Source organism: Microbacterium sp. JZ37, from assembly GCF_035188445.1.
GTDB classification, from domain to species: domain Bacteria; phylum Actinomycetota; class Actinomycetes; order Actinomycetales; family Microbacteriaceae; genus Microbacterium; species Microbacterium barkeri.
In genome coordinates this window covers 1,810,590-1,831,453 of the sequence record NZ_CP045253.1, presented here as the reverse complement: position 1 = coordinate 1,831,453, position 20,864 = coordinate 1,810,590, and the positions used below count along the sequence as shown (strand labels likewise).

The window sequence follows — 20,864 nt, the reverse complement described above, 5'->3', positions numbered from 1 at the left end:
ATGATCCCGCCCCTCTGCTGTCCTTTCGGAAAGGGCACGAGGATGATCGAGCGCGCGAGACGGCGTCCACTGGGCCAACGTCGTCCCGCGCTACGCAACCGACCCCGAGGACGGTAGACACATGTACTTCCAGCCCCCTTACGGAGCCTCCGGCGCGTACCCCCCGAAGCAGGGGATGTACAACCCGGCGTTCGAGAAGGACGCCTGCGGCCTGGCCATGGTCGCGACCCTGCGCGGCGAGGCGGGGCACGACATCGTCGACCTCGCTCTCGAGGCGCTGCGCAACCTCGAGCACCGCGGCGCCATCGGCTCCGATGCGGGCACGGGCGACGGCGCGGGCATCCTCACGCAGATGCCCGACGGCTTCCTCCGCGCGGTCGTCGACTTCGACCTCCCGGTCGTCGGCGAGTACGCGGCCGGCCTCTCGTTCCTCCCGACGGACGACGCGGCGCGCGCCGCCCAGAAGGACGGCATCGCCGCCATCGCGGCCGAGGAGGGGCTCTCGATCCTCGGCTGGCGCGAGGTGCCGGTCGACCCGGAGCACCTCGGACGCCTGGCCGGCGAAGCCCGCCCCGCGATCGAGCAGATCTTCCTCACGAGCGCGCCCGTCGACGGCCGCCCTGCTCTCTCCGGGATCGACCTCGACCGCCGCGCCTACCGTCTCCGCAAGCGCGCCCAGCACGAGCTCGACGCCTACTTCGTGTCGCTCTCGAGCCGCACCCTCGGCTACAAGGGCATGGTCACGACGCTTCAGCTCGAGCCGTTCTACCTCGACCTGCAGGACGAGCGCTTCACGACCGAGCTCGCCGTCGTGCACTCGCGCTACTCGACGAACACGTTCCCGTCGTGGCCGCTCGCCCAGCCGCTGCGCATGATGGCGCACAACGGCGAGATCAACACCGTCGGCGGCAACCGCAACTGGATGCGCGCGCGCCAGTCGCAGCTCGAGAGCGAGCTGCTCGGCGACATCCGCCCGCTCCTGCCGATCTGCAGCGACACCGAGAGCGACTCGGCGTCGTTCGACGAGGTGCTCGAGCTGCTCACGCTCACGGGCCGCTCGCTTCCGCACGCGATGCTCATGATGGTGCCGGAGGCCTACGAGAAGAAGGCGTACGTCGACCCCGACCTCCGCGCGTTCTACGAGTACCACGCGGGCCAGATGGAGCCGTGGGACGGCCCAGCCGCCCTCATCGCGACCGACGGCACGCTCGTGTGCGCGACGCTCGACCGCAACGGCCTGCGGCCCGGCCGCTGGACCGTGACGAAGGACGGCCTCGTCGTGATCGGCTCGGAGACGGGCGTCCTCGACTTCGCCCCCGAGCGCATCGAGCGCCGCGGCCGTCTGCGCCCCGGCACGATGTTCGTTGTCGACACCGCCGAGCGCCGCATCATCGCGGACGACGAGGTCAAGGCCCAGCTCGCGAAGCTCGAGCCCTGGCAGGAGTGGCTCGACAAGGGCACCGTCCGCCTCGCCGACCTCCCCGAGCGCGAGCACCTCGTGCACCCGATCGCGTCGATCACGCGCCGTCAGCGGACCTTCGGCTACACCGAGGAGGAGGTCCGGATCCTCCTGCGCCCCATGGGCCAGACGGGCGTCGAGCCCCTCGGCGCCATGGGGTCGGACACGCCGATCGCCGTGCTCAGCAAGCGCCCGCGCCTGCTGTTCGACTACTTCACGCAGCAGTTCGCGCAGGTCACGAACCCGCCGCTCGACTCCATCCGCGAAGAGGTCGTGACGAGCCTCAAGCTCGGCCTCGGCCCCGAGCCGAACCTGCTCTCGTGGGGGCCGGAGCACGCGCGCAGCGTCATCCTCGACTTCCCGGTCATCGACAACGACGAGCTCGCGAAGATCCAGCACATCGACAGCGCCCTGCCCGGGCGCACGTCGGTCACGCTGCGCTCGCTCTACCGCGTGTCGGCCGGCGAGAAGGGCCTGCAGAAGCGCCTCGAGCAGATGTGCGCCGAGGCCGACCGCGCGATCGAGGACGGCGCGGAGTTCATCGTCATCAGCGACCGCGACTCGAACCAGGACCTCGCGCCCATCCCGTCGCTGCTCGCGGTCTCGGCCGTGCACCACCACCTCATCCGCCGCGAGACCCGGATGAAGGTCGGGCTCGTGGTCGAGGCGGGCGACGTGCGCGAGGTGCACCACGTCGCGACGCTGCTCGGCTACGGCGCGACCGCCGTGAACCCGTACCTCGCCATGGAGACGGTGGAGTACCTCGTCCGCTCCGGCGCGATCGCGGGCGTCACGCCGCAGAAGGCCGTCAAGAACCTCATCTACGCGCTCGGCAAGGGCGTGCTGAAGATCATGTCCAAGATGGGCATCTCGACCGTGTCGTCGTACTCGGGCGCGCAGGTGTTCGAGGCCGTGGGCCTCGCGCAGCCGTTCGTCGACCAGTACTTCACCGGGACCGAGTCGAAGATCGGCGGCATCGGGCTCTCGCACATCGCGCGCGAGAACGCCGAGCGTCACGCGTTCGCCTACCCCGAGGACCCGGCCGTGCGCACGCACGAGCGCCTGTGGACCGGCGGCGAGTACCAGTGGCGCCGCGACGGGTCGCCCCACCTCTTCACGCCCGAGACGATCTTCCGCCTGCAGCACTCCACGCGCACGGGCAGCTACGAGATCTTCCGCGAGTACACCCGTCTCGTCGACGAGCAGGCGGAGGAGCTCAAGACGCTCCGCGGCCTCTTCGCGTTCAAGAAGGGGGTGCGCCCGCCGGTGCCGATCGACGAGGTCGAGCCGGTCTCCGAGATCGTGAAGCGGTTCTCGACGGGCGCCATGAGCTACGGCTCCATCTCGCGCGAGGCGCACGAGACCCTCGCGATCGCGATGAACCGCCTCGGCGCGAAGTCGAACACGGGCGAGGGCGGCGAGGACGTCGACCGCCTCCTCGATCCCGAGCGCCGCAGCGCCATCAAGCAGGTCGCCTCGGGCCGCTTCGGCGTCACGAGCATGTACCTCACGCACGCGGACGACATCCAGATCAAGCTCGCGCAGGGCGCCAAGCCCGGCGAGGGCGGTCAGCTGCCGCCCGGCAAGGTGTACCCGTGGGTCGCGCGCACGCGGCACGCGACCGCGGGCGTGGGCCTCATCTCGCCGCCCCCGCACCACGACATCTACTCGATCGAGGACCTGAAGCAGCTCATCTTCGACCTCAAGCGGTCGAACCCCGAGGCGCGCATCCACACGAAGCTCGTGAGCCAGTCGGGCATCGGCGCGGTCGCCGCGGGCGTCGCGAAGGCGCTCAGCGACGTCATCCTCGTGTCGGGCCACGACGGCGGGACGGGCGCGAGCCCGCTCAACTCGCTCAAGCACGCCGGCACGCCGTGGGAGCTGGGTCTCGCCGAGACGCAGCAGACGCTCATGCTCAACGGCATGCGCGACCGCGTCGTCGTGCAGGTCGACGGCCAGATGAAGACCGGCCGCGACGTCGTCATCGGCGCTCTGCTGGGTGCCGAGGAGTTCGGCTTCGCGACGGCGCCGCTCGTCGTGAGCGGCTGCATCATGATGCGCGTCTGCCACCTGGACACGTGCCCCGTGGGCGTCGCGACCCAGAACCCGCTGCTGCGCAGCCGCTTCACGGGCAAGGCCGAGCACGTCGTGAACTTCATGCAGTTCATCGCGCAGGAGGTGCGCGAGTACCTCGCCGAGCTCGGCTTCCGCTCGATCGACGAGGCGGTCGGCCACGTCGAGGTGCTCGACGTGGATCGCGCGATCGACCACTGGAAGGCCGACGGACTCGACCTGTCGCCGGTCCTCGAGGGGCCCGCGTTCGCGGACGACGAGCCGCGCCGCCACGCGCGCGCGCAGGACCACGAGCTGGACGAGCACTTCGACGTGCAGCTCATCGAGCGCGCGCGCGACGTCATCGAGAACGGGGGAGAGATCACGATCGACCTCCCGGTGCGGAACACCGCGCGCGCGGTCGGCACGCTGCTCGGCCACCACGTCACGAAGGCGCAGGGCGAGCACGGTCTCAAGGCCGGCTCGATCACCGTCAACCTGACCGGGTCGGCCGGGCAGTCCTTCGGGGCGTTCCTGCCGAACGGCATCACGCTGCGCCTCGAGGGCGACTCGAACGACTACGTCGGCAAGGGCCTCTCGGGCGGCCAGATCGTCGTGCGCCCCGCGCGCGGCGCGACATTCGACGCCTCCGAGAACGTCATCGCCGGCAACGTCATCGGCTACGGCGCCACGCAGGGGACCCTCTTCCTGCGCGGCATGGTCGGCGAGCGCTTCTTCGTGCGGAACTCCGGCGCGACCGCGGTCGTCGAGGGCGTGGGCGACCACGCGCTCGAGTACATGACCGGCGGCCTCGCGGTCATCCTGGGCCGCACGGGGCGCAACCTCGGCGCCGGCATGTCGGGCGGGACGGCCTACGTCCACCGCCTCGACGAGAAGCTCGTGAACCGCGAGGCTCTCGCATCGGGCGAGCTCACGCTCGGCCCCCTCGGATCCGGCGACGCCGAGATCCTGCGCGATCTGCTCCAGCAGCACGTCGCGGAGACCGAGTCCGAGCTGGCCCAGCGCATGCTCGACGACTTCGAGAACGCCGTCGAGGAGTTCGTGCGGGTCCTCCCGCGCGACTACGCCGCCGTGCTCGAGACGCGTCAGGCGGCCGAGGCCGAGGGACTCGACCCCGACGGCGACGTCGTCTGGAACCGCATCATGGAGGTGACGGGTGGCTGACCCGAAGGGCTTTCTGAAGATCACCGAGCGCGAGCTGCCCGCTCGCCGGCCGGTGCCCGTGCGCATCCTCGACTGGAAGGAGGTGTACGAGCCGGGCGACTCGGCCGTGCTCCGCCGCCAGGCCGGGCGCTGCATGGACTGCGGCGTGCCGTTCTGCCACCAGGGATGCCCGCTGGGCAACCTCATCCCGGAGTGGAACGACCTCATGTGGCGCGGCGAGGGCCGCACCGCGATCGAGCGCCTGCATGCGACGAACAACTTCCCGGAGTTCACCGGGCGTCTGTGCCCTGCGCCCTGCGAGAGCGCGTGCGTGCTCGGCATCAACCAGCCGGCCGTCACGATCAAGCAGATTGAGGTCTCGACGATCGACGAGGCGTTCGCCAACGGCTGGGTCGAGCCCAAGCCCCCGGCGCGCCTCACCGGCAAGACCGTCGCGGTGGTCGGCTCGGGCCCCGCGGGGCTCGCGGCCGCGCAGCAGCTGACGCGCGCGGGCCACACGGTCGCCGTGTACGAGCGCGACGACCGCATCGGCGGCCTCCTGCGCTACGGCATCCCCGACTTCAAGATGGAGAAGCGGCACCTCGAGGCGCGCCTGCGCCAGATGCAGGACGAGGGCACGCGCTTCCGGGCGGGCGTCGAGATCGGCGTGGACATCACGTGGGACGACCTCCGCGCGCGCTACGACGCCGTCGTGGTCGCCACGGGTGCCACGGTGCCGCGCGACCTGCCGATCCCGGGGCGCGAGCTCGACGGCGTGCACTTCGCGATGGAGTACCTCGTCGAGTCGAACAAGGTCGTCGCGGGCGACCAGGTCGCGAACCAGATCTCGGCCGAGGGCAAGCACGTCGTCGTCATCGGCGGCGGCGACACCGGCGCGGACTGCATCGGCACGGCGCACCGCCAGGGCGCCCTGAGCGTGACGAACCTCGCGATCGGCAAGCGGCCGTCCGACGACCGCCCGGAGCACCAGCCGTGGCCGATGATGCCGCAGGTGTTCGAGGTCTCGTCGGCGCACGAGGAGGGCGGCGAGCGCCACTACCTGGCCTCGACGGTCGAGTTCGTGGCCAACGACGCGGGCGAGGTCCGCGGCCTCGTCGTCGCGGAGACGCAGTTCGTCGACGGCCGTCGCGTGCCCAAGCCCGGCACCGAGCGCGAGATCCCCGCGGACCTCGTCCTCATCGCGATGGGCTTCACGGGCCCCGAGCGCGAGCACCTCGAGGCGCAGCTGCAGGCGCAGTTCACCTCGCGCGGGAACGTCGATCGCGACGCGTCGTTCCAGGCGACCGCGCCCGGCGTGTTCGTCGCGGGCGACGCCGGCCGCGGCCAGTCGCTCATCGTGTGGGCGATCGCCGAGGGCCGCTCGGTGGCCGCCGAGGTCGACGCCTTCCTCATGGGCGAGACGCAGCTGCCGGCGCCGGTCCGCCCGACCGACGTCGCCATCGGCGTCTGACTCCGACACGCGTGGACGGCGGCCGGGAGCACACGATGCTCCCGGCCGCCGTCGTGTGCGCGTGAATCGGATGGCCGGGTGCGCGTAGTGTGGGGTGTGCATCCGGTGGAACCGCGATGGGCCTCGTGCGGAGCGCCCATCGACCCGACGGACGCGGATGCGTCCACAACAGAAGAAGCAAGCAGTGCGGAAGGCAAGCTTTTGAGACGTGCCAAGATCGTCGCCACGCTGGGACCCGCCACCTCGACCAAGGAGACCGTGAAGTCTCTCATCGAGGCCGGACTCGACGTGGCGCGCTTCAACCTCAGCCACGGTGACTACACCGTCCACGACAACAACTTCGCGAACGTGCGCGCGGCCGCCGAGGAGCTCGGCAAGCCGGTCGCAATCCTCGTCGACCTGCAGGGACCCAAGATCCGGCTCGGCAAGTTCGAGAACGGCCCGCACGAGCTGGCCGAGGGCGACATCTTCAAGATCACGACCGAGGACATCCTCGGCACCAAGGAGATCGTCGGGACGACGTTCAAGGGCCTCCCGAACGACGTGAAGCCCGGCGACTTCCTCCTCATCGACGACGGGAAGGTCCGCGTCAAGGTCCTCGAGACCGACGGCACGGTCGTGACGACCGAGGTCGTCGTCGCCGGCGCGGTCTCGAACAACAAGGGCATCAACCTGCCCGGCGTCGCGGTGAACGTGCCCGCGCTCAGCGAGAAGGACGAGGCGGACCTCCGCTACGGCCTCCGCAACGGCGCCGACATCATCGCCCTCTCGTTCGTGCGCAACGCGAAGGACGTGCAGCGCGCGCACGTGATCATGGCGGAGGAGGGGCGCCGCGTCCCGATCATCGCCAAGATCGAGAAGCCGCAGGCGGTCGACCACCTCGAGGAGATCATCGACGCGTTCGACGGCATCATGGTCGCGCGCGGCGACCTCGGCGTCGAGCTGCCGCTCGAGGCCGTGCCGATCGTGCAGAAGCACGCGGTCGAGCTCGCGCGCCGGATGGCCAAGCCGGTCATCGTCGCGACGCAGATGCTCGAGTCCATGATCTCGAGCCCGGTGCCGACCCGCGCCGAGACGAGCGACGTCGCGAACGCGGTCCTCGACGGCGCCGACGCGGTCATGCTCTCGGGCGAGACGAGCGTGGGCGAGTACCCCGCGATCACCGTGCAGACCATGGCGCGCATCATCGAGTCGACCGAGGACCACGGTCTCGAGCGCATCGCGCCGCTCACGGCCAAGCCCCGCACGCAGGGCGGCGCCATCACGCTGGCCGCGATCGAGGTGGCCGACTTCGTCGACGCGAAGTTCCTGTGCGTGTTCACGCAGTCGGGCGACTCGGCGCGCCGCATGTCGCGCCTGCGCTCCCCGCGGCCGATGATCGCCTTCACGCAGGACGAGGCCATCCGCCGTCGGATGGCGCTCACGTGGGGCATCCGCTCGGCTCTCGTCGAGCAGGTCGAGCACACCGACCGGATGTTCCTCCAGGTCGACGACTACCTCCTCGCGAACGACCTCGCGAAGGTCGGCGACAAGGTCATCGTCATCTCGGGATCTCCTCCCGGGATCTCGGGCTCGACCAACGACCTGCGCGTGCACCGCGTGGGCGACGCGGTGCACGGCGCCGCGCCCGTCTACAAGAACGCCTAGCGCGACGCGCCAGCGACGGGGTCCGGTTCAGCACCGGACCCCGTTTGCCGTATCGTCGGGGATGCATGCCGGTGTGGCGGAATGGCAGACGCGGAGCACTCAAAATGCTCTGTCCGAAAGGGCGTGTGGGTTCGACCCCCACCACCGGCACGAACTCCCAGCCACGAGACCTCTAGGATGGAATGGTGACCGAAGAGCAGACCGAGAAGAGCACCGCGACGGCGCCCCGTCGTGTGGTGGTCGCCGAAGACGAGTCCCTCATCCGCCTCGACATCGTGGAGATCCTCCGCGACAACGGGTACGACGTCGTGGGCGAGGCCGGCGACGGCGAGACCGCGGTGCAGCTGGCGACCGAGCTGCGGCCCGACCTCGTCATCATGGACGTCAAGATGCCCCAGCTCGACGGCATCAGCGCCGCGGAGAAGCTCAGCAAGAACCACATCGCGCCCGTCGTCCTGCTCACGGCCTTCAGCCAGAAGGAGCTCGTCGAGCGCGCGAGCGAGGCCGGCGCCCTCGCGTACGTCGTGAAGCCGTTCACGCCCAACGACCTGCTCCCCGCGATCGAGATCGCGCTGGCCCGTCACGACCAGATCATCACGCTCGAGGCCGAGGTGAGCGACATGGTCGAGCGCTTCGAGACCCGCAAGCTCGTCGACCGCGCGAAGGGCCTCCTCAACGAGAAGATGGGGCTGTCCGAGCCCGAGGCGTTCCGCTGGATCCAGAAGGCCTCCATGGACCGCCGCCTCACGATGCAGGACGTCGCGAAGGCCATCATCGAGCAGCTCGCTCCGAAGAAGAGCTGAGCAGCAGCACACGCACGACGGGCCGGACCTCCTCGGAGGTCCGGCCCGTTCGCGTTCCGCGTGCGCGCTTCGTCGTCAGTTCGCTTCGCTCACCGGTCCTTGATGATGTTCGTGATGCGGACGGTCGAGCAGCGCCGGCCCTCCTCGTTCGTGACGACGATCTCGTGCACGGTGAGGGTGCGCCCGAGATGGATCGGCGTGCACACGCCCGTCACGCGTCCGCTCGTCGCCGAGGCGGTGTGGGTCGCGTTGATGTCGACGCCCACGGCGAGCTTGTCGGGGCCCGCGAAGAGGTTGGCGGCCATCGATCCGAGCGACTCGCCGAGCACGACGTAGGCGCCGCCGTGCAGGAGGCCGACCGGCTGGGTGTTGCCCTCGACGGGCATCGTCGCGACCGCGCGCTCCACGGTGAACTCCGTGAACTCGATCCCCATCCGCTCGGCGAGCGCGCCCATCCCGCGCGCCTTCGCCCACGCCATCCCGTCGATCAGCTCCGTCATCCTGCTCCTGTCGTTCGGATGTCGCCACCCCTCGTTACGCTGGACGGGTGACGGACTCCACGAAGCCTACTCTGCTCGTCGTCGACGGCCATTCGCTCGCCTTCCGGGCGTTCTTCGCCCTCCCGGTCGAGAACTTCTCCACATCCGACGGTCAGCACACGAACGCCATCCACGGCTTCCTGTCGATGTTCATCAACCTCCTGCGCGACGAGGACCCGACCCACGTCGCGGTCGCCTTCGACGTGTCCCGCGAGTCGTTCCGCACGCGGGAGTACGCGGAGTACAAGGGCACGCGCGCCGACACGCCCGCCGAGTTCAAGGGCCAGATCCCGCTCCTGCAGGAGTGCCTGCGGGCCATGAACGTGACCGTCCTCGAGAAGCCCGACTACGAGGCGGACGACATCCTCGCGACGCTCGCGACGCGCGGCGCCGAGGCGGGCTGGAACGTGCTCGTCTGCTCGGGAGACCGCGACACCATCCAGCTCGTGAACGACGACATCACCCTGCTGTACCCCTCGGTGCAGGGCGTGTCGAAGCTCAAGCGATACGACCCCGCGGCGGTCGTCGAGAAGTACGGCCTGCCGCCCGAGATGTACCCCGACATCGCGGCGCTCGTCGGCGAGACGAGCGACAACCTGCCCGGCGTGCCCAAGGTGGGCGAGAAGACGGCGGTCAAGTGGCTCACGCAGTTCGGCTCGCTCGACGCGCTGCTCGAGGGAGCCGACTCGATCAAGGGCGTCGTCGGCGGCAATCTGCGCGAGCACATCGAGGACGTGCGCCGCAACCGGCGCCTCAACCGCCTGCTGCGCGACGTCGAGCTGCCCGTCGAGCTCGACGACTTGAAGCGCGACGGTATCGACGCGCAGGCCCTGCGCGACGTGTTCGCGCGGCTCGAGTTCCGCGCGCTCATGAGCCGCGTGCTGCAGGTCGCGGGCGCCCCGGCCGATAGCGCCGAGGCGGAGCCCGCTGTCGAGGTGCCCGCGCCGACCGAGATCCCCGCGGCCGAGCTCGCCGCGTGGGTCGACGCGGCGGCCGACGGCGAGGTCGGCGTCACGCTCGTGATCGCGGGCGGCCTTCCCGTGCGCGTGGGCCTCGCGACCGAGGCCTCGATCGTCGAGGCCGAGTGGAGCGACGAGGTGCGCGACGCGCTCGCGCCCTGGCTCGCGTCCGACGCCCCGAAGGTGCTCGCCGATGCGAAGCCGCAGGTCAAGGCGCTGCGGCGCGCGGGGCTCGACGTGGCGGGGCTGGCCTTCGACGTGCTGCTGGGCGGATGGCTCCTGAGGCCGAGCTTCCCCGACAAGACGCTCGCGAACCTCGTCGACACGTACCTGCAGGAGAAGCTGCCGGAAGCCGACCCCTCGCAGCTCGTGCCCGAGAACGAGGGGGCGACGCCCGGCCAGCGCTCGTGGTTCACCGTGCGCGTGGCGCAGGCCCTGCGGGCGGCGCTGCCCGAGTCGGTCGTCCCCGTGCTCACCGACATCGAGCTGCCGACCCTCCTCGCCCTCGCCGACATGGAGCTCGCGGGGGTGGCCGTCTCGCACGAGAAGCTGTCGGCGTTCTCGAGCGAGCTGGGCGCCCGCGCGCAGCAGCTCGCGCAGGACGCCTACGCCACGATCGGGCACGAGGTGAATCTCGGGTCGCCCAAGCAGCTGCAAGAGGTGCTGTTCGTCGAGCTCGACCTGCCGAAGACCCGCAAGACGAAGACGGGGTACACGACCGACGCCGGCGCGCTCGCGGAGCTGCAGGAGAAGGCCGACCACCCGTTCCTCGGCCTCCTGCTCGCGCACCGCGAGGCGACGAAGCTCAAGCAGATCATCGACGGACTCGACCTCGCGATCGGCGACGACCACCGCGTCCACACGACCTACGTGCAGACCGGGTCGCAGACCGGCCGCCTGTCGAGCACCGACCCGAACCTGCAGAACATCCCGGTGCGCACCGAGGAGTCGCGCCGCATCCGCTCGGCCTTCGAGGTCGGCGAGGGCTTCGACACGCTGCTGACGGCCGACTACTCGCAGATCGAGATGCGCATCATGGCGCACCTCTCGGGCGACCCCGGGCTCATCGAGGCGTTCAACGCGGGGGAGGACCTGCACCGGTTCGTCGGCGCGCGCGTCTTCGGGGTCGCGCCCGAGGAGGTCACGAGCGAGATGCGCACGAAGGTCAAGGCGATGTCGTACGGCCTCGTGTACGGCCTCTCGGCATTCGGCCTGTCCAAGCAGCTGCGCATCGAGCAGTCCGAGGCGAAGACCCTCATGCTCGAGTACTTCGCCCGGTTCGGCGCGGTCCGCGACTACCTCCGCTCGTCGGTCGAGAAGGCCCGGGTCGACGGCTACACCGAGACGATCTTCGGCCGTCGTCGCCCGTTCCCCGACCTGACGAGCCCGAACCGCGTGCTGCGGGAGAACGCCGAGCGCGCCGCGCTCAACGCCCCCATCCAGGGCTCCGCTGCCGACATCATGAAGATCGCGCTCTTCCGCGTGCACCAGGACCTCCTCGGTCTCCGCTCGCGGCTGCTCCTGCAGATCCACGATGAGATCGTCGTCGAGGTGGCGCCGGGCGAGCGCGACGAGGTCGAGCGCATCGTGCGCGAGCGGATGGCGGGAGCCGCCGAGCTCACCGTCCCGCTCGACGTGCAGATCGGCCTCGGCGCCGACTGGAACCAGGCAGCCCACTGACATGGAGGAGAACGCCATGACGCCCGACGCGCGCCCGCAGACCGAGATCGACCGCATCGCGGAGGGCTGGGTCGACACGCTCGTCGAGCTGTCGCCCATCCTCGCGACGTACATCGGGCGCGACGAGGCGAACGACCGCTACGACGACTTCAGCCCCGAGGGCGTGGAGCGTCACGCCGAAGCGGCTCGCTCGGCCCTCGCGGCCCTCGAAGCCGCCGAGCCCGTCGACGACGTCGACCGAGTCACCCGGGCAGACCTCTCGAGCGAGCTCCGACTCGGCCTCGAGCTGCACGAGGCGCGGTGGCACCTGCGCGACCTCAATGTCATCGCGAGCGCGCCCCAGGACATCCGCCAGGTCTACGACCTCATGCCGACCGGCACGGCCGACGAGTGGGCCGTCATCGCGCGGCGCCTGAGCGCCGTGCCCGCGGCTGTCGACGGGTACATCGCGACGCTGCGCGAGGGCATCGCGCAGGGCGTGGTGCCCGCCGTGCGGCAGGTGCGCGAGGTGGCAGCGCAGATCCCGCGCTACACGGCCGCCGACGGGTTCTTCGCGGGCCTCGCATCCGACGCTCCGGCCGACGGCGCCGAGCTGCCGGGCGCGCTCGCGTCCGACCTGGAGCGGGGCTCGCGCGCGGCACGCGAGGCCTACGATCGCCTCGAGCGGTTCCTGACCGCGGAGCTCGCCGGAGCGGCCGGCGAGGACGACGCCGTGGGGCGCGAGCTCTACGCCCTCAACTCGCGCCGCTTCCTGGGCGCGACGATCGACCTCGACGAGACGTACGAGTGGGGCATCGAGGAGCTCGCCCGCATGGTCGCCGAGCAGGAGTCGATCGCGCGCGAGATCGTGCCGGGAGCGAGCGTCGCGGAGGCCGTCGCGTTCCTCGAGGCCGACCCGTCGCGGAAGCTCGTGGGGACCGAGGCGCTGCGGGCGTGGATGCAGGAGACGAGCGATCGCGCGGTCGCGGAGCTCGGCCGCTCGCACTTCGACATCCCCGAGCCCGTCCGACGGCTGGAGTGCATGATCGCCCCCACGCAGGAGGGCGGCATCTACTACACGGGCCCGACGGACGACTTCTCGCGGCCCGGGCGCATGTGGTGGTCCGTGCCGGAGGGCGTCACCGAGTTCGACACGTGGCGCGAGCTGACGACCGTGTACCACGAGGGTGTCCCGGGGCATCACCTGCAGATCGGGCAGGCCGTGCACAACCGCGCCGAGCTCAACAGCTGGCGGCGACTGCTGGCAGGCACCTCGGGCCACGCGGAGGGGTGGGCGCTGTACGCCGAGCGGCTCATGGAGCAGCTGGGCTACCTCGACGATCCGGCTGACCGCCTCGGGATGCTCGATGGCCAGCGCATGCGCGCGGCGCGGGTCGTGCTCGACATCGGCGTGCACCTCGGCAAGCCGCGCCCCGACGGCGAGGGCACGTGGGACGCCGATTTCGCGCTCGGGTTCCTGCGCGAGAACGTCAACATGTCCGACGAGTTCGTGCGGTTCGAGGTGAACCGGTACCTCGGCTGGCCCGGCCAGGCGCCCGCGTACAAGGTCGGCCAGCGCATCTGGGAGCAGGTGCGCGACGCCTACGCCGCACAGCGCGGCGACGCGTTCTCGATCAAGGAGTTCCACCGGCGCGCGCTCGACATGGGCGGCGTGGGCCTCGACACGCTCAGGACCGCGCTGCTCGCCTGAGGGAATGCGGCCGCGGTCCGCGCGGTTCATGCGGATGAATAGAGAGGATCCGACATGGACATCGAACTCGGGCTCGACACCTTCGGCGACGTCACGCGCGGCGCCGACGGCGAGCTGATCTCCCACGCCCAGACCATCCGCAACGTCGTCGCGCAGGCGCAGCTCGCCGACGAGGTCGGGCTGCACTTCTTCGGCGTGGGCGAGCACCACCGGCGCGACTTCGCGGTCTCGAGTCCTGAGACGGTCCTCGCCGCGATCGCGGCGACCACGACCCGGATCCGGATCGGCAGCGCCGTCACGGTGCTCTCGAGCGACGACCCGGTCCGGGTGTTCGAGCGGTTCGCGACGCTCGACGCGCTCTCGAACGGCCGGGCGGAGGTCGTCGCGGGTCGCGGCTCGTTCGTCGAGTCGTTCCCGCTGTTCGGCTACGACCTGCGCGACTACGAGGCGCTCTTCGAGGAGAAGCTCGACCTCCTCGTCCGGCTGCTGCGCGAGGAGCCGGTCACCTGGACCGGCACGATGCGCCCCGCGCTCGAGAGCGCGGACGTCTTCCCCAAGACCGAGCACGGCATGCCGCTGTGGGTCGGCGTGGGCGGGTCGCCCGAGTCGGTCGTGCGGGCGGCCCGGCACGGCGCGCGGCTCATGCTCGCCATCATCGGCGGTGCGCCGCGCCGGTTCGCGCCGTTCGTCGACCTCTACCGCCGTTCGCTCACGTCGTTCGAGAAGCCCGACCTGCCCGTCGCCGTGCACTCCCCGGGGCATGTCGCGGAGACCGACGAGCAGGCGTGGGAGGAGGCGTACCCGGGCTTCCAGGCGATGCACGACACGATCGGCGCCGAGCGCGGGTGGCCGCCGTACAGCCGCATGCGGTTCCAGCACGAGGTCGGGCCCGAAGGCGCCGTGTACGCGGGGTCGCCGGAGACCGTCGCCCGCAAGATCGCCGACACCGTGCGCGCGCTGGGCGTGCAGCGCTTCGACCTGAAGTACGCCACCGGCACGATGCCTCACGAGCTCATGATGAAGAGCATCGAGCTCTACGGCACCCGCGTGCTCCCGCGCGTGCGCGAGCTGCTGGCCGAGGCGGGCTGATCCTCAGCGCTCCCCGCGCGGCTTGTCCAGACCCATCCGGATCCGCGTGCGCTTGCGCTCGCGGATGATGAACGCCGCGCCCACGAGCCAGATCGGGATCTGCGTGAGGAACGCGATCCGGAACGCCTCGAGCGAGTAGGCCGAGGGGTCGCTCGCGCCCTGCAGGTCGAGGGCGACGCCGATGAACAGGATCGCGAGGAGGCCGGCGAGGAAGCCTCCGACGTTCGTGATGCCCGTCGCGGTGCTCAGCTGGTGCGAGGGGTTGAAGGTCCGCGCGTGGTCGAACGCGATCATCGAAGCCGGGCCGCCGAGCGCGAGCGCGACGGCGAGCAGGAGGAGCACCGCGAACGGGGCGGGTCCGGGCCACGCGAGCACGGCGATCCATGCGATGAGCTGGATGGCGACGATCGGCAGGACGAGGAGGTGCGAGCGGCGCGTGGGGTTGCGCGAGGACAGGATGCCGATGAGCGGCCCGAACACGATGCCCATGAGCACGAAGACGCTCTGCACCGTCGACGCCTGAGCGGCCGAGAGCCCCTCGCCCGAGGTGAGGAACGGGAAGCCCCACAGCATGACGAACGCCGTGCCCGCGAACGGGGTCGTGAAGTGCGACCAGAAGGCCAGGCGCGTGCCCGGGTTCGCCCAGGCGGCGCGGAGGCCGACGCGCGTGTCGATCGCGCTCGTGACGACCCGGATCGCGCCCGTCTCGGTGTCCACGGACACATCGGCCTCGCGCTCGGGCGGGTGGTTCCGCACGAGCGCCACGATGAGGATCGTGAAGAGCACGGCGAGGCCGGCGAGGCTCCCGAACGCGATCGACCACGACGTGGCATGCAGGAGCGCGGCGAGGGGGAGGATGGCCACGAGCTGGCCCATCTGCCCGACGATGCCCGTGAGCTGCACCATGATCGGGTTGCGCTGGGCGGGGAACCACGTCGCGACGAGACGGAGCGCGCTCGGGAAGATCGCGGCGTCTCCGGCCCCCAGCAGCATGCGCGCGAAGATCGCGACGCCCACGTTGGGGGAGACCGCCATGATGAGCTGACCGGCCGCCATCACGGCCATCCCGATCGCCATGATCGGGCGCGCGCCGAACCGGTCGAGCCAGAGGCCGATCGGGATCTGCATGAGGCCGTAGACGCCGAGTTGCAGCACCGCGAACATCGACAGCGTCGACGCGTCGGCGCTGAAGTGCTCGGCGGCATCGACGCCGACGGCGGACAGCGAGGTGCGGTTCGCGACCGAGAGCACATACGCGAGGACCGCGACGATCCAGATCGTCCACATCCACGCGGCTGACGGGGGCGCGATGCGGGCTCTCACATGTCCTCCGGGTGTTGGGGAAGTCGTCCTCTCAGGCTACTCCTGGCCGCGCGCGCTTCATGTCGAGGTGACACTAACCTGGAGGCATGGCGAACCCCTCTGCGCGTCTGGATGACCTCCCGTTCAACCGGCAGCATGCGCGGCTCCTCACGGGATCCGGCATCGGGTGGGCGCTCGACGCGATGGACGTCGGCCTCATCTCGTTCATCATCGCCGCGCTCACGGCGCAGTGGGGGATCACGGGCGCGGAGGCGGGGCTCATCACCTCGGTCGGCTTCGTCGGGATGGCCGTGGGCGCGAGCCTCGGGGGCCTGCTCGCCGACAAGCTGGGGCGCCGTCAGGTCTTCGCGCTCACCCTGCTCGTCTACGGCGTCGCGACCGGGGCCAGCGCGCTCGTCGGCGGCGTCGCGATGCTCATCGTGCTGCGGTTCTTCGTGGGGCTCGGACTCGGGTCCGAGCTGCCCGTCGCGTCGACGTACGTCGCCGAGTTCGCGCCCGCGCGCATCCGGGGGCGCCTCGTGGTCGTGCTCGAGGCGTTCTGGGCCGTCGGCTGGACGCTCGCGGCGCTCATCGGGACGTTCGTCGTCGGGGCCTCCGACGACGGATGGCGGTGGGCGTTCCTGCTCGGCGCCGTCCCGGCGGCGTACGCGCTCGTCATCCGCTGGGGGATGCCGGAGTCCCCGCGCTGGCTCGAGTCGAAGGGGCGGCACGCCGAGGCCGATGCGATCGTGCGGCGTTTCGAGGCCGCGTCGCGGCGGCCCGCTCCGAGCGCCGCTCCCGCGCCGAAGCCGACCCCGTACGCCGCGGCCCCGCTTCAGGGGGCATCGGCCGTCGGCGCGCTGTGGTCGCCCGCGCTCCGCGTGCGCACGAGCGCGATCTGGCTCGTGTGGTTCTGCGTGAACTTCTCCTACTACGGGGCGTTCATCTGGATCCCGACGATCCTCGTGCAGCAGGGCTACGACCTCGTCCGCTCGTTCGAGTTCACGCTGCTCATCACCCTCGCGCAGCTGCCCGGCTACGCGGTCGCCGCCTGGCTCATCGAGGTCTGGGGGCGCCGCATCACGCTCTCGACGTTCCTCGTCGGATCCGCGGTCGCGGCCATCCTCTACGGCACGTCGGGCGAGCTGTGGCAGATCCTCCTCTACGGCTCGCTGCTGTCGTTCTTCAACCTCGGCGCGTGGGGTGCGCTCTACGCGGTGACCCCCGAGCTCTACCCGACGAGCGTGCGGGCGACGGGCGCGGGATGGGCGGCCGGCGCCGGGCGGATCGCATCCATCATCGCCCCGCTGTTCACTCCGTGGGCGCTGACCGTCGGCGGCGCGGGCCTCGTGTTCACGGTGTTCTCGGCGTTCTTCGCGATCGCGGCGCTCGGGACCATCCCGCTCGCCGACAAGCGCGGGGAGGTGCTCGAGGCCACGCTCGCGGACGCTCGATAGCCTGGGGGGATGACGATCCGCTACGTCGCCATCGGCGACTCGTTCACAGAGGGCGTGGGAGACGAGCTGCCGGATGGCCGCCCGCGCGGGTGGGCCGACATCGCCGCCCAGGGATGGGCCGACAGCCTCGGCGAGCCGATCGAGTACGCGAACCTGGCCATCCGCGGGAGGCTCGCCTGGCCGATCGTCGAGGAGCAGCTCGAGCCGGCGCTCGCCCTGCGCCCCACGCACCTGTCGTTCAACGGGGGCGGCAACGACATGCTGCGCCCGGGCGTCGCGATCGAGAGCATCGCGGACGCCTTCTCGCGCGTGCTCGCGCGCTGCGACGAGGAGGGCGTGCGCCTCATCCTGCTGTCGGGGGCGAATCCGTCGGCCGGGCTGCCGCTGTCGGGCCTCATCCAGCGACGCGGCGACGAGCTGTCGGCGGCGGTGCTCCGCCGGATCGAGGGGCGGGGCGACGTCATCCAGGCACTCAACTGGCCCGATCGCGTGCTGTCGCGGCCCGAGTTCTGGTCTGCCGACCGGCTGCACATGAACGTGCGCGGGCATCACCGTGTCGCGGCGCGCGTCCTCACGGCGCTCGGCGCGGACGCGCCCGAGACCTGGTGGGATCTCCCACACGAGGGCGTCGTGCACCTCGAGCGCACGCGGTACTACCGCGAGCACGTTCTCCCGTGGGTGAAGCGCCGCTTGACGCGCCGCTCGTCGGGAGACGGACGTCAGGCGAAGTACGCGAGCTGGACGACGATCGCCCCCGCGACCTGACCTATTCAATGGAATAAAACGCGCAGCACCCGTGGTTGCATGGTGACGTGAAGCGCATCGGATTCCTCTCCTTCGGCCATTGGACGCCGCACCCCGAGTCGGCGACGCGCAGCGCGGCCGACGTGCTGCTGCAGTCCATCGAGCTCGCACAGGCGGCCGAGGACCTCGGCGCCGACGGCGCGTACTTCCGCGTCCACCACTTCGCGCGGCAGCTCGCGTCGCCCTTCCCGCTGCTCGCCGCCGCGGGCGCGAAGACGAGCCGCATCGAGCTCGGCACGGGCGTGATCGACATGCGGTACGAGAACCCGATGTACATGGTCGAGGACGCCGGAGCCGCCGACCTCATCTCGGGCGGCCGATTGCAGCTCGGCATCTCGCGCGGGTCACCCGAGCAGGTGGTCGACGGATGGCGGTACTTCGGCTACCAGGCGGCCGAGGACGACCCGTCGGGGGCGCAGGCCGCCCGCCAGAAGACCGAGCTCCTGCTCACGCTGCTCGAGGGCCAGGGCTTCGCCGAGCCGAACCCGCGCCCGATGTTCCCGAACCCGCCGGGGCTGCTCCGGCTCGAGCCGCACTCGGAGGGACTCCGGCAGCGGATCTGGTGGGGTGCGGGCTCGAATGCGACGGCGGCGTGGGCGGCCCAGCACGGCATGAACCTCATGAGCTCGACGCTCAAGGACGACGAGAGCGGCGAGCCCTTCCACGTGCAGCAGGCCGCGCAGATCCGGGCGTTCCGCGAGGAGTGGGCGCGTCACGATCACGGGTTCGAGCCGCGCGTCTCGGTCTCACGGTCGATCTTCGCGATCGTCGACGACCGAGATCGCCGCTACTTCCTGGGCAGCGGCGAGCGCGACGACCAGTTCGGCTACATCGACAGCACGCGCTCGGTCTTCGGGCGCTCGTATGCGGGCGAGCCCGACGAGCTGATCGAGGAGCTCGCGGGGGATGAGGCGATCGCCGAGGCCGACACGCTGCTCCTGACGGTGCCCAACCAGCTCGGCGTCGAGTACAACGCGCACGCGATCGAGTCGATCCTCCGTCACGTCGCTCCGGGCCTCGGCTGGCGCTGAGCGGCCGTAGTCTCGGATCATGACGAGTCCCGAGGTCAATGCGCTCGCCTTCAACGTGTCGATCCCCGACCATCTGCGCTGGCGCGACGAACGGCGCGGCGAGGAGTTCGAGCTGCAGAGCATCACGGTGCGGCTGCTGCCGGACGGCTCGCTCGCCGCGAAGGCATACGGTCGGCCCACGGCCGGCGGCCGCGGGGCGTACGTGTCCTTCGCGGTCCGGCGCGATGCCGAGATCGACGCGCTCATCGATGCCGCGGCCGGCGAGGCGGCACGCCTCTGGGCCGGGCATCGCGGGCTCGACGGCTGAGAATCAGCGCCCGCCGGTGACGCGGATGGTCGCGCCGGCCGCGTAGGACGCGTCGGGGGAGAGGGCGAAGGCGACGACTCCGGCGACCTCCTCGGGCCGGCCGGCGCGCCCCAGGGGATGCGCGGCCGCGACGCGCGCCGGGCGCCCGGGGTCGCCCGCATCGGCGTGGATGTCGGTCTCGATCGTTCCGGGCGCGACGCCGATGACGCGGATCCCTCGCGCGGCGGCCTCGATCGCGAGACCCTTCGTGAGGGCGTCGACGCCTGCCTTCGCGGCGGCGTAGTGGACGTACTCGCCGGGCGAGCCGGTCGTCGCCGCCCCGGACGAGATGTTCACGAGGACGCCGCCGTCGGGCAGCTGGGACACTGCGCGGCGCGCGACGAGGACCGCCGCGGTGAGGTTGAGGTCGATGACCGTCCGGATGACGTCGACCGGGGTGTCGACGAGAGGGCCGATGTGGAGCGTCGCGCCCGCGTTGTTGACGACGCCGGTGAGGCGCGCGGGATCGGCGGCCGCGAACAGCGTCTCGATGCCGGTGTCGGTGGTCACGTCGGCCCGCACCACGCGGCACCGCGCGCCGAGATCCTCCATCTCGGCGCGCGTGCGCGCAGCGGCGCCCTCGTCCCGCGTGAAGCCGAGGACGAGATCGTGGCCGTCGGATGCGAGGCGTCGCGCGATCGCGGCGCCGATCCCGCGCGTGCCTCCGGTGATCAGGGTGAGAGGGCGTGACACGCCTCTCACGTTAGTCGTCGGCGGGTTCGGGACGGCCATCCGGGACGAGCTTGAGGCCCACGACCGCGAGGATGATGCCCGCGAGGAAGACGACCTTCCACAGCGACACCGGCTCGACCCCGGTGGCCATGGCCCACACGACGGTGAGGGCCGCCCCGATGCCGGTCCAGACCGCGTAGGCGGTGCCGATCGGGATGCGCTTCACGGCCCAGCCGAGGCCGACCATGCTGAGGACGGCGGAGAGGGCGAAGACGAGAGTCGGGAGCGGCTGTGTGAAGCCCTCGGAGAGGCCGAGCGCCGTCGCCCACACGGCCTCGAGGAGGCCGCTCGCGATGAGGATGAGCCACGCCATGTCAGCTCACCGCCTTGAGGCCCGCGATGCAGGCAACGAGCAGCACGAGGAGGGCGATGCGCGCGGCACTCGCCTTTTCCTGCTTCGTCACGATCGCCCAGACGACCGTCAGCGTCGCGCCCACGCCGACCCAGACCGCGTACGCGGTGCCGGTGGGCAGCTCGTTCATCGCCCACGCGAGGCCGCAGAGGCTGAGCAGCATGGTCGCGAAGAACAGGACTGTGGGCTTCCATCTCCGGAAGCCCTTCGATGCGGCGAGCGCCGAGGCCCATACGGCCTCCAGGACGCCCGAGAGGATGAGGATGACCCAAGCCATTCTCGGCCCT

At 70.9% G+C, this 20,864-nt stretch carries 16 protein-coding genes and 1 tRNA gene; 12 read left to right on the top strand and 5 right to left on the bottom strand.

Translation table 11 applies throughout. The features are described from left to right. Nucleotides 1-121: 121 nt before the first annotated feature. The 5 genes from gltB (at nucleotide 122) to GC092_RS08355 (ending at nucleotide 8,596) form a co-directional block, all read left to right on the top strand. Nucleotides 122-4,696 (top strand): glutamate synthase large subunit, encoded by a 4,575-nt coding sequence (gltB, locus tag GC092_RS08375; protein ID WP_324011323.1) that lies wholly within the window; start codon nucleotides 122-124, stop codon nucleotides 4,694-4,696. Beyond that, on the top strand, nucleotides 4,689-6,146 hold the full coding sequence (locus tag GC092_RS08370; protein WP_282977696.1) for a glutamate synthase subunit beta: 1,458 nt from the start codon (nucleotides 4,689-4,691) through the stop codon (nucleotides 6,144-6,146). Before gltB ends, GC092_RS08370 begins: the two co-directional genes overlap by 8 nt. 201 nt (nucleotides 6,147-6,347) lie before the next feature. Then, nucleotides 6,348-7,793 (top strand): pyruvate kinase, encoded by a 1,446-nt coding sequence (gene pyk / locus GC092_RS08365; protein ID WP_271171814.1) that lies wholly within the window; start codon nucleotides 6,348-6,350, stop codon nucleotides 7,791-7,793. A 67-nt stretch (nucleotides 7,794-7,860) separates the two neighbouring features. After that, nucleotides 7,861-7,943, top strand: a tRNA-Leu gene (locus GC092_RS08360). Nucleotides 7,944-7,975: 32 nt separating this feature from the next. After that, the gene (locus tag GC092_RS08355) at nucleotides 7,976-8,596 is read left to right on the top strand and encodes an ANTAR domain-containing response regulator (protein ID WP_324011320.1); all 621 of its coding nucleotides are present in this window, start codon (nucleotides 7,976-7,978) and stop codon (nucleotides 8,594-8,596) included. 89 nt (nucleotides 8,597-8,685) lie between these two features. Here the strand turns inward: GC092_RS08355 and GC092_RS08350 are convergent, their stop codons facing one another. Continuing rightward, on the bottom strand, nucleotides 8,686-9,096 hold the full coding sequence (locus tag GC092_RS08350) for a hotdog fold thioesterase (protein WP_271171816.1): 411 nt from the start codon (nucleotides 9,094-9,096) through the stop codon (nucleotides 8,686-8,688). A gap of 47 nt (nucleotides 9,097-9,143) precedes the next feature. Here GC092_RS08350 and polA point away from each other — a divergent pair, with 47 nt between their 5' ends. The 3 genes from polA to GC092_RS08335 are packed head-to-tail and all read left to right on the top strand — an operon-like array spanning nucleotide 9,144 to nucleotide 14,553. Continuing rightward, a complete protein-coding gene (gene polA / locus GC092_RS08345) occupies nucleotides 9,144-11,774 on the top strand; it encodes a DNA polymerase I (protein ID WP_324011318.1) in 2,631 nt (876 codons plus the stop codon). Between the two features lie 16 nt (nucleotides 11,775-11,790). Further along, on the top strand, nucleotides 11,791-13,464 hold the full coding sequence (locus tag GC092_RS08340) for a DUF885 domain-containing protein (RefSeq protein WP_324011317.1): 1,674 nt from the start codon (nucleotides 11,791-11,793) through the stop codon (nucleotides 13,462-13,464). 54 nt (nucleotides 13,465-13,518) lie between these two features. Next, entirely contained in the window at nucleotides 13,519-14,553 is a 1,035-nt protein-coding gene (locus GC092_RS08335; RefSeq protein ID WP_324011314.1) for an LLM class flavin-dependent oxidoreductase, read from the top strand. Nucleotides 14,554-14,556: 3 nt separating this feature from the next. On the opposite strand, the gene GC092_RS08330 is transcribed toward GC092_RS08335, so the two are convergent. Then, nucleotides 14,557-15,840: an MFS transporter gene (locus GC092_RS08330; RefSeq protein WP_324014881.1), complete on the bottom strand. Its 1,284-nt coding sequence runs from the start codon at nucleotides 15,838-15,840 to the stop codon at nucleotides 14,557-14,559. Between the two features lie 122 nt (nucleotides 15,841-15,962). Here GC092_RS08330 and GC092_RS08325 point away from each other — a divergent pair, with 122 nt between their 5' ends. Genes GC092_RS08325 through GC092_RS08310 form a run of 4 tightly spaced genes read left to right on the top strand, consistent with a single transcriptional unit; the run spans nucleotide 15,963 to nucleotide 19,454 of the window. Beyond that, nucleotides 15,963-17,312 carry an MFS transporter gene (locus tag GC092_RS08325; RefSeq protein WP_324011312.1) on the top strand — a complete coding sequence of 450 codons (1,350 nt, stop codon included), beginning with the start codon at nucleotides 15,963-15,965 and terminating at the stop codon, nucleotides 17,310-17,312. 9 nt (nucleotides 17,313-17,321) lie between these two features. Then, nucleotides 17,322-18,077: an SGNH/GDSL hydrolase family protein gene (locus tag GC092_RS08320; RefSeq protein ID WP_271171821.1), complete on the top strand. Its 756-nt coding sequence runs from the start codon at nucleotides 17,322-17,324 to the stop codon at nucleotides 18,075-18,077. Nucleotides 18,078-18,124: 47 nt separating this feature from the next. After that, nucleotides 18,125-19,147 (top strand): LLM class flavin-dependent oxidoreductase, encoded by a 1,023-nt coding sequence (locus tag GC092_RS08315; RefSeq protein WP_324011310.1) that lies wholly within the window; start codon nucleotides 18,125-18,127, stop codon nucleotides 19,145-19,147. 19 nt (nucleotides 19,148-19,166) lie between these two features. Beyond that, nucleotides 19,167-19,454 carry a hypothetical protein gene (locus tag GC092_RS08310; RefSeq protein WP_324011309.1) on the top strand — a complete coding sequence of 96 codons (288 nt, stop codon included), beginning with the start codon at nucleotides 19,167-19,169 and terminating at the stop codon, nucleotides 19,452-19,454. Between the two features lie 3 nt (nucleotides 19,455-19,457). Here GC092_RS08310 and GC092_RS08305 read toward each other — a convergent pair whose 3' ends face one another. Genes GC092_RS08305 through GC092_RS08295 form a run of 3 tightly spaced genes read right to left on the bottom strand, consistent with a single transcriptional unit; the run spans nucleotide 19,458 to nucleotide 20,854 of the window. Beyond that, nucleotides 19,458-20,186 (bottom strand): SDR family NAD(P)-dependent oxidoreductase, encoded by a 729-nt coding sequence (locus tag GC092_RS08305; protein WP_324011307.1) that lies wholly within the window; start codon nucleotides 20,184-20,186, stop codon nucleotides 19,458-19,460. A gap of 10 nt (nucleotides 20,187-20,196) precedes the next feature. After that, a complete protein-coding gene (locus GC092_RS08300; protein WP_324011305.1) occupies nucleotides 20,197-20,538 on the bottom strand; it encodes a DMT family transporter in 342 nt (113 codons plus the stop codon). 1 nt (nucleotide 20,539) lies between these two features. Then, nucleotides 20,540-20,854: a DMT family transporter gene (locus tag GC092_RS08295; RefSeq protein ID WP_271171826.1), complete on the bottom strand. Its 315-nt coding sequence runs from the start codon at nucleotides 20,852-20,854 to the stop codon at nucleotides 20,540-20,542. Nucleotides 20,855-20,864: the final 10 nt, after the last annotated feature.

Coding starts and splice junctions, on each gene's coding strand:
- gltB (WP_324011323.1), top strand. CDS start 122: ATGTACTTCCAGCCCCCTTACGGAGCCTCCGGCGCGTACCCCCCGAAG.
- GC092_RS08355 (WP_324011320.1), top strand. CDS start 7,976: ATGGTGACCGAAGAGCAGACCGAGAAGAGCACCGCGACGGCGCCCCGT.
- GC092_RS08350 (WP_271171816.1), bottom strand. CDS start 9,096: ATGACGGAGCTGATCGACGGGATGGCGTGGGCGAAGGCGCGCGGGATG.
- GC092_RS08340 (WP_324011317.1), top strand. CDS start 11,791: ATGACGCCCGACGCGCGCCCGCAGACCGAGATCGACCGCATCGCGGAG.
- GC092_RS08335 (WP_324011314.1), top strand. CDS start 13,519: ATGGACATCGAACTCGGGCTCGACACCTTCGGCGACGTCACGCGCGGC.
- GC092_RS08330 (WP_324014881.1), bottom strand. CDS start 15,840: ATGTGGACGATCTGGATCGTCGCGGTCCTCGCGTATGTGCTCTCGGTC.
- GC092_RS08325 (WP_324011312.1), top strand. CDS start 15,963: ATGGCGAACCCCTCTGCGCGTCTGGATGACCTCCCGTTCAACCGGCAG.
- GC092_RS08320 (WP_271171821.1), top strand. CDS start 17,322: ATGACGATCCGCTACGTCGCCATCGGCGACTCGTTCACAGAGGGCGTG.
- GC092_RS08310 (WP_324011309.1), top strand. CDS start 19,167: ATGACGAGTCCCGAGGTCAATGCGCTCGCCTTCAACGTGTCGATCCCC.
- GC092_RS08300 (WP_324011305.1), bottom strand. CDS start 20,538: ATGGCGTGGCTCATCCTCATCGCGAGCGGCCTCCTCGAGGCCGTGTGG.
- GC092_RS08295 (WP_271171826.1), bottom strand. CDS start 20,854: ATGGCTTGGGTCATCCTCATCCTCTCGGGCGTCCTGGAGGCCGTATGG.